The 15,217-nt window shown below is 36.7% G+C and carries 18 protein-coding genes; 3 read left to right on the forward strand and 15 right to left on the reverse strand.

Features of this window, described 5'->3' with window-relative positions; translation table 11 throughout:
* Positions 1-547: 547 nt before the first annotated feature.
* Positions 548-3,619 (forward strand): EAL domain-containing protein, encoded by a 3,072-nt coding sequence (locus tag ACM26V_RS13810; protein ID WP_416147294.1) that lies wholly within the window; start codon positions 548-550, stop codon positions 3,617-3,619.
* A gap of 121 nt (positions 3,620-3,740) precedes the next feature.
* Here the strand turns inward: ACM26V_RS13810 and ACM26V_RS13815 are convergent, their stop codons facing one another.
* The 4 genes from ACM26V_RS13815 to ACM26V_RS13830 form a co-directional block, all read right to left on the reverse strand.
* Entirely contained in the window at positions 3,741-3,980 is a 240-nt protein-coding gene (locus ACM26V_RS13815; protein ID WP_416147295.1) for a hypothetical protein, read from the reverse strand.
* Between the two features lie 244 nt (positions 3,981-4,224).
* Entirely contained in the window at positions 4,225-4,467 is a 243-nt protein-coding gene (locus ACM26V_RS13820; protein WP_416147296.1) for a hypothetical protein, read from the reverse strand.
* Complete coding sequence (locus ACM26V_RS13825; RefSeq protein WP_416147297.1) at positions 4,464-5,021, reverse strand: hypothetical protein; 558 nt, start codon at positions 5,019-5,021, stop codon at positions 4,464-4,466. Before ACM26V_RS13825 ends, ACM26V_RS13820 begins: the two co-directional genes overlap by 4 nt.
* A 204-nt stretch (positions 5,022-5,225) precedes the next feature.
* Positions 5,226-5,912, reverse strand: a complete 687-nt coding sequence (locus ACM26V_RS13830) for a hypothetical protein (RefSeq protein WP_416147298.1) — start codon at positions 5,910-5,912, stop codon at positions 5,226-5,228.
* Between the two features lie 587 nt (positions 5,913-6,499).
* Between ACM26V_RS13830 and ACM26V_RS13835 the strand changes: the two genes are divergently transcribed.
* Together ACM26V_RS13835 and ACM26V_RS13840 are read left to right on the forward strand one after the other, a co-directional pair.
* Positions 6,500-6,805, forward strand: a complete 306-nt coding sequence (locus tag ACM26V_RS13835) for an HI0074 family nucleotidyltransferase substrate-binding subunit (RefSeq protein WP_416147299.1) — start codon at positions 6,500-6,502, stop codon at positions 6,803-6,805.
* The gene (locus ACM26V_RS13840) at positions 6,805-7,116 is read left to right on the forward strand and encodes a nucleotidyltransferase family protein (protein ID WP_416147300.1); all 312 of its coding nucleotides are present in this window, start codon (positions 6,805-6,807) and stop codon (positions 7,114-7,116) included. The genes ACM26V_RS13835 and ACM26V_RS13840 overlap by 1 nt, the downstream gene beginning before the upstream one ends.
* A gap of 653 nt (positions 7,117-7,769) precedes the next feature.
* Here the strand turns inward: ACM26V_RS13840 and ACM26V_RS13845 are convergent.
* The 11 genes from ACM26V_RS13845 to flgL form a co-directional block, all read right to left on the reverse strand.
* Positions 7,770-8,039 (reverse strand): DUF4190 domain-containing protein, encoded by a 270-nt coding sequence (locus ACM26V_RS13845; protein WP_416147301.1) that lies wholly within the window; start codon positions 8,037-8,039, stop codon positions 7,770-7,772.
* A gap of 126 nt (positions 8,040-8,165) precedes the next feature.
* On the reverse strand, positions 8,166-8,366 hold the full coding sequence (locus ACM26V_RS13850; RefSeq protein ID WP_416147302.1) for a YjfB family protein: 201 nt from the start codon (positions 8,364-8,366) through the stop codon (positions 8,166-8,168).
* Positions 8,367-8,389: 23 nt separating this feature from the next.
* Positions 8,390-8,740, reverse strand: a complete 351-nt coding sequence (locus ACM26V_RS13855; RefSeq protein ID WP_416147303.1) for a hypothetical protein — start codon at positions 8,738-8,740, stop codon at positions 8,390-8,392.
* Positions 8,741-8,916: 176 nt separating this feature from the next.
* The gene (locus ACM26V_RS13860; protein ID WP_416147304.1) at positions 8,917-9,132 is read right to left on the reverse strand and encodes a hypothetical protein; all 216 of its coding nucleotides are present in this window, start codon (positions 9,130-9,132) and stop codon (positions 8,917-8,919) included.
* Positions 9,133-9,221: 89 nt separating this feature from the next.
* Positions 9,222-10,382 carry a flagellin gene (locus ACM26V_RS13865; protein ID WP_416147305.1) on the reverse strand — a complete coding sequence of 387 codons (1,161 nt, stop codon included), beginning with the start codon at positions 10,380-10,382 and terminating at the stop codon, positions 9,222-9,224.
* A gap of 184 nt (positions 10,383-10,566) precedes the next feature.
* Complete coding sequence (locus tag ACM26V_RS13870) at positions 10,567-11,247, reverse strand: response regulator transcription factor (protein ID WP_416147306.1); 681 nt, start codon at positions 11,245-11,247, stop codon at positions 10,567-10,569.
* Between the two features lie 339 nt (positions 11,248-11,586).
* Positions 11,587-12,294, reverse strand: a complete 708-nt coding sequence (locus ACM26V_RS13875; protein WP_416147307.1) for a response regulator transcription factor — start codon at positions 12,292-12,294, stop codon at positions 11,587-11,589.
* 242 nt (positions 12,295-12,536) lie between these two features.
* Positions 12,537-12,770 carry a carbon storage regulator CsrA gene (gene csrA / locus ACM26V_RS13880; RefSeq protein ID WP_416147308.1) on the reverse strand — a complete coding sequence of 78 codons (234 nt, stop codon included), beginning with the start codon at positions 12,768-12,770 and terminating at the stop codon, positions 12,537-12,539.
* 3 nt (positions 12,771-12,773) lie between these two features.
* On the reverse strand, positions 12,774-13,226 hold the full coding sequence (gene fliW, locus ACM26V_RS13885; RefSeq protein WP_416147309.1) for a flagellar assembly protein FliW: 453 nt from the start codon (positions 13,224-13,226) through the stop codon (positions 12,774-12,776).
* Positions 13,227-13,371: 145 nt separating this feature from the next.
* Positions 13,372-13,956, reverse strand: a complete 585-nt coding sequence (locus ACM26V_RS13890; protein WP_416147310.1) for a DUF6470 family protein — start codon at positions 13,954-13,956, stop codon at positions 13,372-13,374.
* A gap of 48 nt (positions 13,957-14,004) precedes the next feature.
* A complete protein-coding gene (gene flgL / locus ACM26V_RS13895; protein ID WP_416147311.1) occupies positions 14,005-15,141 on the reverse strand; it encodes a flagellar hook-associated protein FlgL in 1,137 nt (378 codons plus the stop codon).
* Between the last annotated feature and the right edge of the window lie 76 nt (positions 15,142-15,217).

The raw sequence follows: 15,217 nt of genomic DNA on the forward strand, positions 1-15,217 counted from the left end.
TAATGCTTTCTCGAGCACTCTCGACTGAAAAACACCATTTACATTGTCAATATATATATTGGTTATATTATACTAATACCATAGGAGGTGATGATCTACAAGAGGAAGAATGATTGGATTTATTGACAAAGGAAGTTTCAGAAAAATCTACCTGGAATCTTGAAATTGTATGAGGACAGATAACCTTTATCTTTCAACAAGAACATTTGAATTTCTTCAATCTGAACAGATCACACGTGCAATCAGCTAAGGAGTTTAAGCAATCGATTGGAATAAATTGTACTAATGAAATTACTTGTGATAAAATAAAAATACATAATATTGGGAAATCAGCATGGAAATTTATGATTCTTTTGAACTGATTTAGCTAGATTACTAGACAATCAGAATACTATAGGCTCATTGGATAAAATAGAATTTTCCGTATAATTACATTTACGTGTGAAACTGTCTGACAAATAGTAATTGAAATCGCTTCTAACGCGGGTAATTTATAATACCTGCTAGTTTCTAAAATTAAAAATCAATTTAGGAGTGGGATGATCCTATGGGCATAAATACTCACATTAGTTTAGTGACTCCATTTTTGGATGGTGATTATTATGGGAGAGTGTTTCTAGAATTACTGAACGAAGCAAATAAAAAACATTTTACTCTCTTCACTATTCAATCAAGAGCAGCAGTCAACAATCCAGTACCTTTTAATTATCCTGTAGGCACATCTGTACTCGATGGTTGGTTACTGATGACCAATCCACATTCATTATTACCATTAGATCCTAAGTTACTTAAAAAGATTGCATCCTCAGGTAAACCAGTTGTAACTATTGGATATCAAGAGGATCGGGTTAACTGTCATTCTGTTGTAATAGACAATCGAGAATCGACTAAAGCAGCGGTACTGCACCTGATTAGAGATCATGGGCACCGAAGAATTGCATTTGTCGGCAGTAACAATGAACACTTAGATATGCTAGAACGATTTGAAGGTTATTTGGAAGCGCTTGCTGACAGTGGGATTCAGTATGATGAAGAATTGGTGTTTTATAATAGTGATGCCTTGCGAGTAGGAGGATATCATTCCGCTGAAGCGATGTTAGAAAAAAAGATCAACTTTACCGCTATATTTGCTTCGACTGATTTAAATGCTATGGGAGTGATTGAAAAGCTCCAGAGAGCAGGACATCGAATTCCTGAGGATATTGCAGTGATTGGTTTTGATGATTTGCCCCCTGCTGCAACTTTTAACCCACCATTAACAACAGTTCGCCAATCATTTGAGGATTTGGCAAAAACTAGCTTCGACATTATTTTTCGGAAATTGAACGGAGAAATTATAAAAGATTCCGTTACAAAAATAAAGACAGAACTTGTGATCCGTTCATCCTGTGGTTGCGAGTATAACTCCGTTTTGGAACCAACAGCAGATGTAAAGAAACAATTAACAGAGTCGAATGCAAATTTGGATACTATCATTAAACGCTATGACAAGTTTGTAAGAAGATGGGCTTCTGCTACAAGAGAGAAAAAATTTAATTTTTCTAATATGTTCTCTGAAAAAAGCTCCTGGGGCTGTTTGGCATTATGGGACAATCGTGAGAAGAATAGAAAAAACCTTATCATTACGCAGGCATTTAGTAAAAATGGGGAGTCCGCTCCTCCAATAGGTTTGAGAGTTCCGATAGAACAATTCCCACCAACAGAATGGCTTCCGAGTGTTAGAGAAAATGATTTTGTTCGAGTTCAGTCAGTCAAAAATGAGAGAGGTGACTGGGGATTTATAGCTATTGTTGCACCAGTAGATGAACTCATATTAATTTCTGCAGCTGATATAACCCTGATCAGCTATACCATTTCTGCTTCAGCATTGGAACGTGACGAATTGTTCCAGCAGCTTCATTTGATTGCAGAGCAATTAGAGATTGTATCGAAAACGACGAACGATGGTATTTGGGATTGGGATATCATCACGAATCATATTGAATGGAATAACAGGAGCAATGACATATTCAAGTCAATTGGTGAAAAATTACCAACAAGTTCTGAATCTTTCTTTAATCTTATTCATCCTGAAGATAAAGATAGAGTAATGGCTAGCTGGAGAGAGCAATTGGACAAAGCCGACTCATTGAAAATAGAATTTCGAATTCAAGGTAAAAATGAGGAAGAACTATGGGTTTATTTAACTGCAGATTCTCTTCGTGATAAGGACGAAAAAGTCGTTCGGATAATCGGTTCGATAACAAACATCTCTGAAAAAAAATTCGCTGAGCAGCAAATCAGGCATTTAGCATTTCACGATGGATTAACGGGGCTACCCAACCGTCAATTAGCTCGTGATCGTTTGGATTTATATATAGAACAAGCAAATCGCTATCAGTTTAAACTGGGCGTTTTGTTAATCGATCTAAATCGATTTAAGGTTATAAACGATACGCTCGGTCATCATGCAGGGGACCAACTTATTCAAAATATTGCCCGAGTTTTGGAGAATGCAATCGAGCCTTTTAATACAATTTCACAAGATAACCATCAACAAGCCACGATTGCTAGATTGGGTGGTGATGAATTTATTGTGTTATTGGCTGATATCGACGATTTGAATGATCTTTATAGTGTTGGAGATCGAATTAATCAACAGTTCAAAGAACCTTTTATCATCGATAATCATGAGGTGTTTACATCTGCTAGCATTGGCGGAAGTGTCTATCCAAATCATGGGCGGGATTTCGATGAATTGTCTCAATGCGCAGATATGGCTATGTACAGAGCGAAAGAAAATGGTAAAAATCAAATAGAAATATATTCGTCAGAACTAGACTCAACGACTATGAAACGTTTTTCGATGGAAAATCAATTGCGTAAAGCAGTGGAACGTAATGAATTTGTGTTGCATTATCAGCCTCAATTAAATTTGGAAAATAATCAGATTATTGGAATTGAAGCTTTATTACGGTGGAATTCTCCAGATCATGGAATCGTAGCACCATTGGAATTTATCCCCATTGCTGAAGAGATAGGATTAATTATTCCTATTGGGCATTGGGTATTAAAAGAAGCGTGCCGACAAACTAAGAGTTGGATCGATGAGGGACTGCCACCAATGACGATTGCTGTTAATATTTCAGCACGGCAAATGCAACAAAAAGACTTCGTAGAAACAGTTAAATCGATTCTTGAAGAAACCCAGTTGCCACCTGTTTATTTATGTTTAGAAATTACTGAAAGTACTGCTATTAAAAACGTGGAAAACAGTTTGGACATGCTGAAACAACTTGGTGACATTGGTGTTAACATAGCTATTGATGATTTTGGAACAGGATACTCATCGTTAGCAATGTTAAAACAATTACCAATTTCAAATATTAAAATAGACAAATCATTTATACAAGATATGGATATAGATAAAGATAACGGAGCGATAGTAAAGGCGATTATCGCAATGGCACATTCATTAGAATTAACTGTTACAGCTGAAGGCGTTGAGACAGAAGGGCAAAGGGATGTACTTATAAATGAGAAAACGAACTATGTTCAAGGATACTTATTTAGCAAAGCCCTCACCCCTAAAGATTTTATGCGATATATAAAAAGCGTTGCCTTTCCCCCACTTAGGTAAAGTAACGATAAACCAGAGGGGTAAACCGGAGGGACGGTTCTTATGGTTACAGGTATCAACTACGCAATAAGGCACTCACTTTCTTCAGAAAGTGAGTGCCTTATTGCTAATCTAACTGGTTTCAACCGAAGGAACCGTCCCTTTGGTTATTTGTGGTATCAAAAAGGGATAATTGTTCCGAGACAAGGCTTGAAAGATCCTCTGAGTTCGCAGTCCTTTTATCCTGTTTTTTAGGCAATGTTAAAAATGCCTCTCTAAAAGCTCCTTTTTCTATAGCAACTTCTTCTTCCGTGAGACAAGTTGGTTTTTCAATTGAATGAACAAAATCAAAGAGCCAGAGATCCTCTTTAAAATTTTTCATAAGCTGTTGTTTAATAGCATTTACGTGTTGTAATACTTCCTTTTTCGTATCGGGCGTAACCAATTTTTGTTGTTCTAAAAAATCGTAAACGTAAGGAAATCCCCATAGTATCATAACACCGATTTCATTTTGATTCGATATGATCCCTCTCGTATATTTTTCTACCTGTTGTTTAAGTTCGTGACGTTGAAATAGAAAAGGAGAGCTTTTTTTTCATTAGGTCTACAAATTCAAACCAGATGACTTAACTCACTGTAAAGGAGATTTCTTTCTCGTTAAGTGCATAGCTAGCAAAAGCAAAGTAGAGCTCACGATAAGCGTGAGTCGAATCATCAGCAGTATAAGCAATGCATTCATCTATAGTAAAAAGCGGTTCGCCCTTTTTTTCAACAAGATAATCGATCGTTTCAACGACAAATGGAATCTCCTCTTCAAAGAATTGTTCATCATAGTCAAAGCGAATTAACGAATCAGTAACTTTTTTCAATTAATCTCAGAGTCAGATTTCCCTTCTAGTCGAGATAAATAGTAATTTTGCCAGTTTTGATAAAAAATCGTATCTACGAAGTCTAACTCAGCGCCACCAATTAATTCGTCACTATTCATTACTTTTTCCCAAACAGAATCTGCTAAATAGGTTGCATAATTAGTTTGTCCATAGAATAAGAATCGATTGAATAGTGGGATATACATATTAAGACCATGCGCTGGATTGGTGATAAATGGTTGGAGGTATTCTTTCGCTTTATCGAACTCATTATTATAGAGGTAATATTCTACAGCAGAATCAAGTAAATAAGGAGCTTCTTTTGTATATAAATTTGGTGTATTTTGTTTAACGATATTAATTAACCGAATTCCTTCTTCAAACCGTTTTTCTCGAAAAATATCAGCTTTTAAATCCACAAGAGGTAACCCTATGTCATCTGTAATGAGTACATCGTCTGTAGGTGGATTCTCCAATAATTCTACCATCATGTCATATCTTTGTTCTAATGAAACTTGCATATATGTAGCATACCATTTGTCTTTTTCATTCACGTATGAAATTATTTGTAAATCCCCTTGATTTTATTTAATATCTATCATTACTCAAAAACTCTAGCCATTGCCTTTATAAATTAATATTACTATCATATTTATATTTCACCAAGAAGCTATACTAATATGATTGAGGATTTATGTACTTATAATAGGGGATCAAAATTCAGTTGCTTTTCCAAACACGGGACCAGCCATCTCACTTTATAATCTGCGCTCGTTTCCTTTATTATCTCTTAGTATAATTTCGACAAGATCGGTTCGGCTCCTCGAAGAGTAAATTTCTTCTCCTGACATATCAACCTTCATATTAAATTCTAAATATCGAGATTCCCTCGGGCCTAACGTAAAATAATATGGACCTTCTTGATTTAATCGAGAATAAGTTTCAAATTCATCAAATCTCGATTTTTGAAAAACGATCTCAAAGTCTACTGCCTTGTTCCGTTTATTTTCCAGAAAAATCGAACACTTTATTTCACCCTCTGTTTCTCCTCCCTCCAGTTGAAACGAACATTGACTTCGCTCACTCTCATAGGAAATCGCATATATTCCCGAAGCGAAAGTGGATTGAAGCGTATCAACGATGACATGAGGCAATGCAGAAAATAATATGAGGGTTAGAATAATTATTCGGATTCTCCATTTACTTAAAGACTTAGCTATATATGTCAGACTTATTATTATTAAAATCAGAGAACCTATTCCAACAAAGTGAAGTCCAGTGTATGTCTCCATATTAGAAAATGGCGGAATGCCAATTGCTAGTAATAATGATTCCCCAAGCAGTTTGTTGTGAGGAAATGGCAGAACAATAACTGTCGTAATCAGTAATAATGTAACGCCAATCCAAAATTGCTTTCTATTTTGTATCAACTTCTCCTCTTCCATCGTTATCCCCGTCTCCTTTGTTATTAGATTAGTAAAATGGCACGAATCAATTCAGAATAGTTATACAGATCTTACCACAAATAGTCACAAAAGTTAGGGGGGTCTCTTGGTTAGTACTAGCAAAAGGAACATTATTTATCTGCTTTTTATTCCAACACTTTCTATTGACTGATTGCTATTAATAGTGCGTCAATATGCTTAGCATAACTTCATCACTAATTTTAAATGTATCTCTTTCTCTACGACATATATCTACAAAACTCAGGTAGCTCCGGGCATGGCACCATGATGTATCTTATTTCATTCTAATTATGTAATCACTTTATTACACCACCGCTATTGGGTCAGGAATCAAAATTGAGGTCAAGTACGAGGGATCTCAACCAGGAGAACCGTCCCAGTGGTTGTGAAGATACTTCTAAGTTCTTACATTAGGGTATAATTAATCTATATTTAGTTTTTTTATTAGAGGAGGGAATCCATTAGACAATCAGGAAAGAAAACTCACCGAAAGTATAAAAAATTTAAAAAGTGCCTTGGAGAGATTGGAAGAAGCTTTGTAGGAGGATTTAAACAATAGCCTTATTGTGGATGGAACAATTCATAGATTTGAATTCACAATAGAATTATATTGGAAAACCTTAAAAAGAGTGTTATTGTCGGAAGGAATTGAAGCAAACACTCCAAAAGAAATTCTAAAAGGAGCTTTTCAAGCAGGATGGTTAGAAAATGAAGAAGCTTGGTTACAAATGCTGAAAGATAAAAACTTAACATCTCATACGTATGTCGAAGAATCTGCTTTATTAATTGTTCACAATATAAAAGACTACTTTCCAGAGATGAAGGCCACATTTTATAAAATCAATTCTAGAGTGAACGGGAGTGATGATTAATGCGAATTCCTGAGCCTATTTGTCAGCAAATAATTAATGTTAGTCAACAGTTCCCTGATATAGAAGAGGTTCGCCTGTTTGGTTATAGAGCTTATGGCGATCACCAAGCACGATCAGACATCGACCTCCTTGCTATTATTGCCCCTGGAATGTCTGATTATGATTGGATGAGGTTTAGCGAAAAACTCGAAGAAGATGGTGAAACACTTTTGAAACTCGACCTAATAAGATGGGATAAAACCTCCTCAAAACTTAAAGAAGAAATTGGCAACCATCATCTTGTTTTGTATTCGCAAGAACCTAAACGTTAACAGCAATTATAGCCGCTACAAGTCATATTATAATCACCATCCTATCAAAGACAGATAATGATAATAACTTGCAGACAACAAATAACTTCTTTTCATTCAACCCCCAACTTACATTCTTCACCCTCCTACCTGCCTAGTTGCACTATTTTAAGATACGCCGCATAAAATAACAGATAAACCTATGTCTGTTTTATGAATTATGAATCTAAACAAGGCAGTCGGGAAGCATCACTCCGTTCCCCGACTATCTTGCACCATTTGATCATAACCCACCTTGTACTTTTTCCCTTCCGATTGCTCCAACACCGCACGAACTAACCGGGAAGTGACCAGGCACCAGATCCTCCAATTACATCATCCATCAACTACATCACCTTAGGGTACTTTGTTTCTTTAAGATGCTTCTGAACATGGTTATTCCCTCTAACACTGTACCTGACAACTGTAAACTCTGCTTCATTACATCAAGATGCTTCTCCATAAAGAGTTTACCAATTAAAAAAAGGATTTCCTGAAGTTATTAATATTAAACCAGAAGAATCAGAAGATGAGGGGCTCACTTTCTGAAGAAGAGTGGAAAATTCTCGGAGCTAATCTAATCATAGGATAAAAGGAATGACTAACTGGAGTCAACCGAAGGAACCGCCCCTCGGTTACAAATTAATTAATAATACAGCCATTAAAATGAGAAATCCATACATTGCGATAGAAACTATACTACACACTAATCCAGCAATTGCCATACCTTTGCCATTTTGATTTTTTATTCTTATTTCTTTAAAAGCTGTTGCAGCTAATACAATACCGATAATACCTAAAACGAAGCCAATATAAGGGATTACAATTGATATAATTCCTACTACCATTGAGGCTATTGCTTTTCCATTTGTCTCAGTAAATTGTTGGTTCATTTCTTGTTCCACGTAAACATCTCCTTGTATACTATATTTTAAGTTCATTCTATTCACAACTTACATATCATACCATTAATTTTTATTTTTTTGAAGAATAAAAAGCAACCAAGCTGGCTGCCCTTCTAAGTCATTCTATTATTTTTTTACGTCAATATTCCCACCGAGATGTGGCTGAGCTGCTTGCGCCATCTTTTGCACATTCGCTGAGTCGATCAGCTTGTCCATTGCTTCTACTTGTTCACCTGCTTGCCTCATCGCTTTCTTCATCATCGAAATCGATGCCTGATTTTTCACTTCTCCTTGACTCATCGCCATCGATAGTGCGGCAATATCCATCGTAACACCTCCTTCATCTAAAATTAAGAAACGAGATACGGTTCAAACAACGCTTCCATTTCTACTTTCATCTTTTTCACATTTGGAATGAGCGTGAATTGGAGGATCTCCTGGACTATGCCATAGGAATGATCTTCAAGGGATGTCACCACTCTCTCTAAACTATCACGAACCTTGCCAATGTGTGCTTCTACTAATTCCGTATCTTTCAAGTCCGCAAAAACAGGACTGGCTGAATTCTCAATCGATGCAAAGCCACCTATAACGTCATCCATCAATTGCATTGCATCAGCGTACTTTGTTTCATTAAGCTGCTTCTGTACATGTGTTAATCCTTCTAACACCGTCTCTGACAGCTGTAGACTCTGTTTCATTACATCAAGATGTTTCTCCATTTGATCACTACTTTCTATGTATGTATGAAAAACTATGTATTTCTTATTCTATAGACGTATATCTATAAAACTTGGGTGGTGGCAGGCAAGAGCTACCTAGGTACTCAATAAGGAGAACATTCCCTGTGATTTCTAGTACCAGTTGATATCCTCCTTTAGGAATGGTCTGAACTTTTCCCAGTACCATTGCAAACTAAACATTTCTTTTTGGCTGCAGAATTTTTCTTTGTTATGTTTACAAATGCATCATAGTAAGAAAATTGTCCTCCATCAAACAATTTATCAATTTGTCTATCTACATTTTCATACTCAGAATAATTTGTGTCTAGAATATAACCATCAAAGCATTTATTACATTTATCAATATTCAAATTTCATGCCCCCTTATATTATCTTCTATTATGTAAAAAAAAAGACTCTAGCATATTCACTAGAGCCTCTCTTAACTTGATTAAGAATATTAACCAAGTAATTGTAGTACTGATTGTGGTTGTTGATTTGCTTGAGCTAACATAGACTGAGAAGCTTGGGAAAGGATGTTTGCACGAGTCATTTCCATCATCTCAGCAGCCATATCAACGTCACGGATACGAGATTCCGCAGCTGATAGGTTTTCAGACGCATTATCCAAGTTAGAGATTGTGTGCTCTAAACGATTCTGATAAGAACCAAGCTCAGAACGTTGCCCAGATACTGTTTCAATTGCGTTATTAATAGTAGTGATTGCTGCTGTTGCTTTTTCAGCGCTAGTAATATCAATAGCTTCGCCATCATTACGCACTCCCAATGCTTCAGCTCTCATATCATTCACACCAACTAAAACATTTTGTCCACTGTTAGCACCAATTTGGAAAGATAACGCTTTGCTAGCGTCAGCATTACCATCGTCATTAGCTTTAACACTAATAGTAATACTTTCGCCTACTTGCATATCAGCTAAACCAGTTAAGTTAATTGCATCTCCAAAAGCTGCATCCGTTAAAGAAGTTCCATCGGCAGCTAGTTCTGCATTTAGATCAGCTGGATCTCCTATTGAAAAATCGTCAGCTAAATCGCCTGTACCATCTCCAACAGCTGTACGTGTGATAATAACAGTACCAGATCCTGTAAGCGCATCAGAATCAGCTGCTGCTGCAGTTATAGTAGCTGTTGTGTTAGATTCAACGTTCACTGTACCAGTTTCTGCTGCTCTTAATCCTTCTTTTTCACCATTCAATAATTTTTGAGTATTGAATTCAGTAGTATTTGCGATACGATCAATTTCATTTGTTAATTGATTCACTTCTTTTTGGATCTCTTCACGGTCAGAAGCAGTGTTCGTATCGTTTGATGCTTGCGTAGCAAGCTCACGCATACGTTGAAGGATACTATGTGTCTCGTCAAGTGCACCTTCTGCAGTTTGAATTAAAGAAATACCATCTTGTGCGTTACGGCTAGCTTGATCAAGACCATTGATCTGTGCACGCATTTTTTCAGAAATTGCAAGACCTGCTGCATCGTCTCCAGCACGGTTGATACGAAGACCTGATGAAAGCTTTTCCATTGAATTCTGCATTGCATTTTGGTTGATTCCCAATTGACGGTGTGTGTTCATTGCTGGAATATTATTATTGATAATCATGTTAAATTCCTCCTTGAGTTTGCTTCCTGTTCACATCCTTGTGAGTGGAAGTTCGTGTTTTGGTAGTAAAGAAAACGTCGGCCGCCGTATGCTTTATCACCTTACAATTGTTTTATCGGCTCTGATGAATAAATGTTTAGTTATTTTAATAGAAAAAATAAAAAAAGTTCACATCAGTGAACTTTTACCGTATGCTATCGACCCATCCGTTACGAATCGCTAATACTGTTGCGTGTGTACGATCTTGCGCTTGGGTCTTTCGAAGTATTTTACTGACAATTGTACTAACGGCTGATGTTGAAAAATACAGTTTTTTTGCAATATCTTGATTGTTTACTCCATCAAGAAGAAGTTGTAAAACACTTTGTTCATTTTCTTTTAATAATTCTTTTACTCTATCTTTTCTGAGAAGAAATTTCGCAATTGGCGTTCGCTTCATTTTCCGTCTTTCAATTTCACACACTAAACTACGATGTAATGTTACATCAAGGACGACATTGTTCATGTAAATTGATTGTAAAATGCACTTTTTATTAGTTAAAAAGAAAGACAATGATAAAAGTCCATGTAATGGAAGAGTTAAATATGAAATAAAGGAATCCGGTACTTCCTCTTCAGTTACAAGTATTACTCTACAGTCAAGTTTTAACAACAATTCCTTCATTTCTTCAGTATTTTCTAAATCTGTACATTTCACGACATATAAAAATATATCTTCTTTCTCAAACGATTGAGGTACTTCTTTTATTTTTTTTACAACGATACCCTCTAATTCATCCGCGACCTCCTGAAAACTCTCTTCTTCCACAATGTCATGATCATCGATAATAAATATATTAGCTTCTAGTTCTTTTTCCTCAATCACTCGCTCATCACAGTCCCCTTCTATAAGTAATATTAATTACTAATATACTACATATTTTTGTTCACAAACTTATAGAATTAAGTATATTTATGTCGATTTTTGTGATTTTGTGGTGCTTATTGTTATGAAACCGATCTCTTTTAAATAAAAACCCCTTTAAATTCCATATTAATGATTCTATATTTTAATTTTAAGATATGAAAGACTCATTACACATTTATGATTTCACAAATAACTAATATTCAGCTTGTTAAAATTACAAATAAATTTAGTGTTTATTCTTTTCAAAACAAAAAAAAGCCAAGGTACTCGTACTCCATGGCTTATCTTTTATACCAATTACCTCACTGCATCAACCCAGCCACGCCTAATAATCTGCACCATCGCATCGGTACGGTCGTTGGCGCCTAGTTTTTTCAGGAGGTGGCTGATCACGGTACTTACGGTTGATGGTGCTAGGAACATTAACTCGGCGATCTTGCGGTTATTATGGCCGTCTAGTATGTATTGAAGTACTTTCTTCTCATTGCGCGTAAGTATGTTTTCTACATCTTCGACCCGTAAAACGAGTTGTTTGATTGGATGGTCCTTCATTTTTTTCCGCTGAATGTCAACAATTAAATCGCTATGAAGATTTTGCTCCAAAAAGACTCCGAATTCATCTAATGTTTTAAGGACATGAGGCACGCCTTTTAAAAAGGATTTCAGTGAGATAATCCCATCTAAGTTATGATTGAAATAGGATAAGAGTTTCTTTGATGGACTATCCACTGTCATCAATAACGTGTATGTATGTTTTTCTTTCCCTCTTTTTATAAGCAGAGATTCAAGACAGTCAATCGAGATTTGTTTCGTCTCTTCTATTAATATAAAAATATAGCGAACATCATTCACGTTATTCGGGTAACTCTTTTCAATTATGACCTCTTTATTAGCAACGCCTGCTAAAAGCTTGTTTTTCATTTCACTCGTTAAGCAATGGTCACAATCGATAAAGAGGACCTTATCGGTAGTCGCTGTATCTTTGTTAGAGTACAAGGATTTCATAGATCGATCCCCTTTCATTTTTCTCTACTGTTAACAATACCTATTATCAAAGAGATCGGCAAGATTCAATGGTCGTATCCTCTATGTGACTTTTGTTGTGCAATTGGATAAATTGGGCGTATTTATTCCTATTTACACTGAAACAAACAAGAAAAGGACTATCTTAGATAAGACAGTCCACTGAAAATTCCCCATCAAAGCACACCTATTCTGCTTCAAAATGAGCCTATTTAAATCTACCCTTACTTTTTAATCGATTTCGTCAATTGATTTAAAATATCGATCGATGCATCAGTACCTGCAGCCGCTGTATTCTCTTCTTTTATCGACAAATAAATCTCTTTGCGGTGAATATCAACGTTTCTCGGAGCATCGATACCTAGCTTCACTTGATCCCCATCGACGCCAATGACGGTAATTTCAATGTCGTCACCAATTTTTATTGATTCGTTCAGTTTTCTCGTTAACACTAACATCGACTACTCCTCCTTCTTTTCAGAATCCGTCACCGGTTGCAGGGCATGCTTCGTATGGTAGCTGGATTCGCTCAACCCGATTTGCTTTCCTTTTTTACGAGTGGAATTAATCACGATTGGACCTCTCAAGTTTGCTGTTGATTCTTCAAGTGAATCTCGAAGAGTCAGAACAACAAATATTGCAACATCCTCTTCATTTTCAATCTCTAGCGCTTCCAAAGTTTGATCAGACAATTTTGCTTGATAATCTGGAAAAAATGAAAATGGCGTCATCACAACAAGTCCTAGTGCTGGTGTTGTCGTTGACTGTAATATGTAAAAGGGGCTTGGTTCTTCACTAAACGGAAGGAGAATAAATGATTTTTCCTCTTCAAAGCTCGGCAGTCCTTGTGCAAACTGAATCATATTTTCCTCATTAATCTTAATTTCTCCTGAATACTTCGTTTGTATATTCAACTTGATCACTCCAATTTCACTGTTTGTTTTATTGTACCTAAAATAGTCAACGATGTCTTGGTAGAAAAGAACATTGTTAGTTCATATAATCAATCCACACAAAAACCATCCCTACGTTGCGTTTCTTTCGGCAAACGGTGGATGGTTAAAGTTGGCGATTGATCGCCCCTCCTGAAACGGAGAAATTGATACTATTTTTTTGTTGCACGTACGCATTTGTTTCCCAACGCGGAATGCTAATTTGCGGTTCATTTCGTTGCACACGAATCGTGGGTTCTGACCTGTCGACCTGAAAGTTTACCTCAGATGGACGGTAATCAAACTTCACTTTGCCCATGTGTTCAGGTACCATTGCTAAGTTGTATTGTTTCTCTGAGAAGATTTCACCATTTTGTCGAGCAATTGATGCAATCGGATTTCCTTCATTCTCAATTTTTTTCAATTGCTCACCTTGTTGCGCCGTTTTAGCGATATATTGCATCACATTTTGCTGGGCACGGGCCGCAAATTCATCGACTCTCCGCATTGGTCCTTTTAGATCTGCATCAGCAAACGCCTCAGATTGGTCAATAAATAATTCTGAAGCCGTCGTGCTGATGCGGAAGCTCCCAACCAGATCTTGATCAATATAGAGATCCGCATTCGGCTGCCGAATCGACATCTGCGGTCGATGACTCTGGAGTCCTGTTTGAGCTTGCGTCGATGAAATATTAATACGAGCTAAGTCCATAATCAGGCCTCCTCTTAATAAGTCATTTAACTTTGGTTTTTGTAAAAATTATCTCAAGAAGTCCATTAATGAAGGTTGAATAAGGCGCCCGGTTGCGGAAAGAGCTGCGCGGTGGACATTCTCTTGTGACAATAGGTCTGTGATCACCAATTCCATATCTGCATTTTCATTATCAGACATGATTCTTTTCGCAATCACTTGCTGATTTTGGATCCGGGTATCAATCATTTCGACTCGATTCATACGAGCACCAAGTTCGGCTCGCTCATTAACAGAATTGTTAATATGTTTGTCTACGACATCGAGCATTCCTGAAAGTTCTGACGCCGTCGTTGAAGGATCTTCTAGCATTTTTTCCAACGCTTTAATATCGCCAAAAAGTTCATTTGAAAATACGCTTTGAGGATTGATGTTGATAGGAATCTTCGTTCCTTTTAATAGTTCAATCTCAACATTTTGACCGTTCGTCGAAACTGCAGATTTATCTGATAGGACTAATTGATTCTGTGAAAGGGTTGTTATTTCCCCATCATCAGTATGAGATATTGAATCAATGTTACCACCATCAATATTTATTTGAATCGATTGATCAGGATCTTCAGTATTTTGGAAAACGGGTTCACCAGCAACGTTACTTGCATCCAGATCATATTCATACGTTCCACCTTTAAAGATGATTTGATAATTTTCTAATGCGTCTGGATCCATTTCTGTTAGTTGAGACAGTTCAATATCCATTTTATCAGCATCTATTGGTGCATTGGTCGTATTCGTTCCGTTGAAGATATATTTGTTATTTGCTTTCGTATTTGCCAGTGATTCTAAGTGCTCACGTAGTTGAGCGACCTCTTTGGCAATATTTCCACGTTGTGTCGCCTCATACGAATCATTCGACGCTTGAACAGTCAATTCACGAACACGATGGAGCGCGTTCGTCGTTTGATCAAGTGTAGAATCAGCCGTATCCATCCAATTGTATACTTCAGATAAATTTCGCTTAAATTGCTCCGTTTCCGTCACCTGTGTCCTGTATCGCATGCCGTTCATTGCGACAACTGGATCTTGAGATGCGCGACTGATCTTTTTCCCTGATGATAATTGATCATTGAGCGTTTGTAGTCGTTCATAGCTTTGACTCAAATGACGTAAAGAATTGCTAGCAAGCATTGATTGTGTGACACGCATGAAATTCACCTACCTTGTTTTATTCGTTCAGCCATTTCACTCTATAAAAGTAGCAAATAGCAGGTGATACTATTTA

The sequence above is a fragment of the Salipaludibacillus sp. HK11 genome, assembly GCF_047795645.1.
GTDB lineage: Bacteria > Bacillota > Bacilli > Bacillales > Salisediminibacteriaceae > Salipaludibacillus.

What these genes read in the sequence shown, in the direction of transcription:
- ACM26V_RS13810 (WP_416147294.1), top strand. Translation starts at nt 548, where the DNA reads ATGGGCATAAATACTCACATTAGTTTAGTGACTCCATTTTTGGATGGT.
- ACM26V_RS13815 (WP_416147295.1), bottom strand. Translation starts at nt 3,980, where the DNA reads ATGAAAAATTTTAAAGAGGATCTCTGGCTCTTTGATTTTGTTCATTCA.
- ACM26V_RS13830 (WP_416147298.1), bottom strand. Translation starts at nt 5,912, where the DNA reads ATGGAAGAGGAGAAGTTGATACAAAATAGAAAGCAATTTTGGATTGGC.
- ACM26V_RS13840 (WP_416147300.1), top strand. Translation starts at nt 6,805, where the DNA reads ATGCGAATTCCTGAGCCTATTTGTCAGCAAATAATTAATGTTAGTCAA.
- ACM26V_RS13850 (WP_416147302.1), bottom strand. Translation starts at nt 8,366, where the DNA reads ATGGATATTGCCGCACTATCGATGGCGATGAGTCAAGGAGAAGTGAAA.
- ACM26V_RS13855 (WP_416147303.1), bottom strand. Translation starts at nt 8,740, where the DNA reads ATGAAACAGAGTCTACAGCTGTCAGAGACGGTGTTAGAAGGATTAACA.
- ACM26V_RS13865 (WP_416147305.1), bottom strand. Translation starts at nt 10,382, where the DNA reads ATGATTATCAATAATAATATTCCAGCAATGAACACACACCGTCAATTG.
- ACM26V_RS13875 (WP_416147307.1), bottom strand. Translation starts at nt 12,294, where the DNA reads ATGAAATCCTTGTACTCTAACAAAGATACAGCGACTACCGATAAGGTC.
- csrA (WP_416147308.1), bottom strand. Translation starts at nt 12,770, where the DNA reads ATGTTAGTGTTAACGAGAAAACTGAACGAATCAATAAAAATTGGTGAC.
- ACM26V_RS13890 (WP_416147310.1), bottom strand. Translation starts at nt 13,956, where the DNA reads ATGGACTTAGCTCGTATTAATATTTCATCGACGCAAGCTCAAACAGGA.
- flgL (WP_416147311.1), bottom strand. Translation starts at nt 15,141, where the DNA reads ATGCGTGTCACACAATCAATGCTTGCTAGCAATTCTTTACGTCATTTG.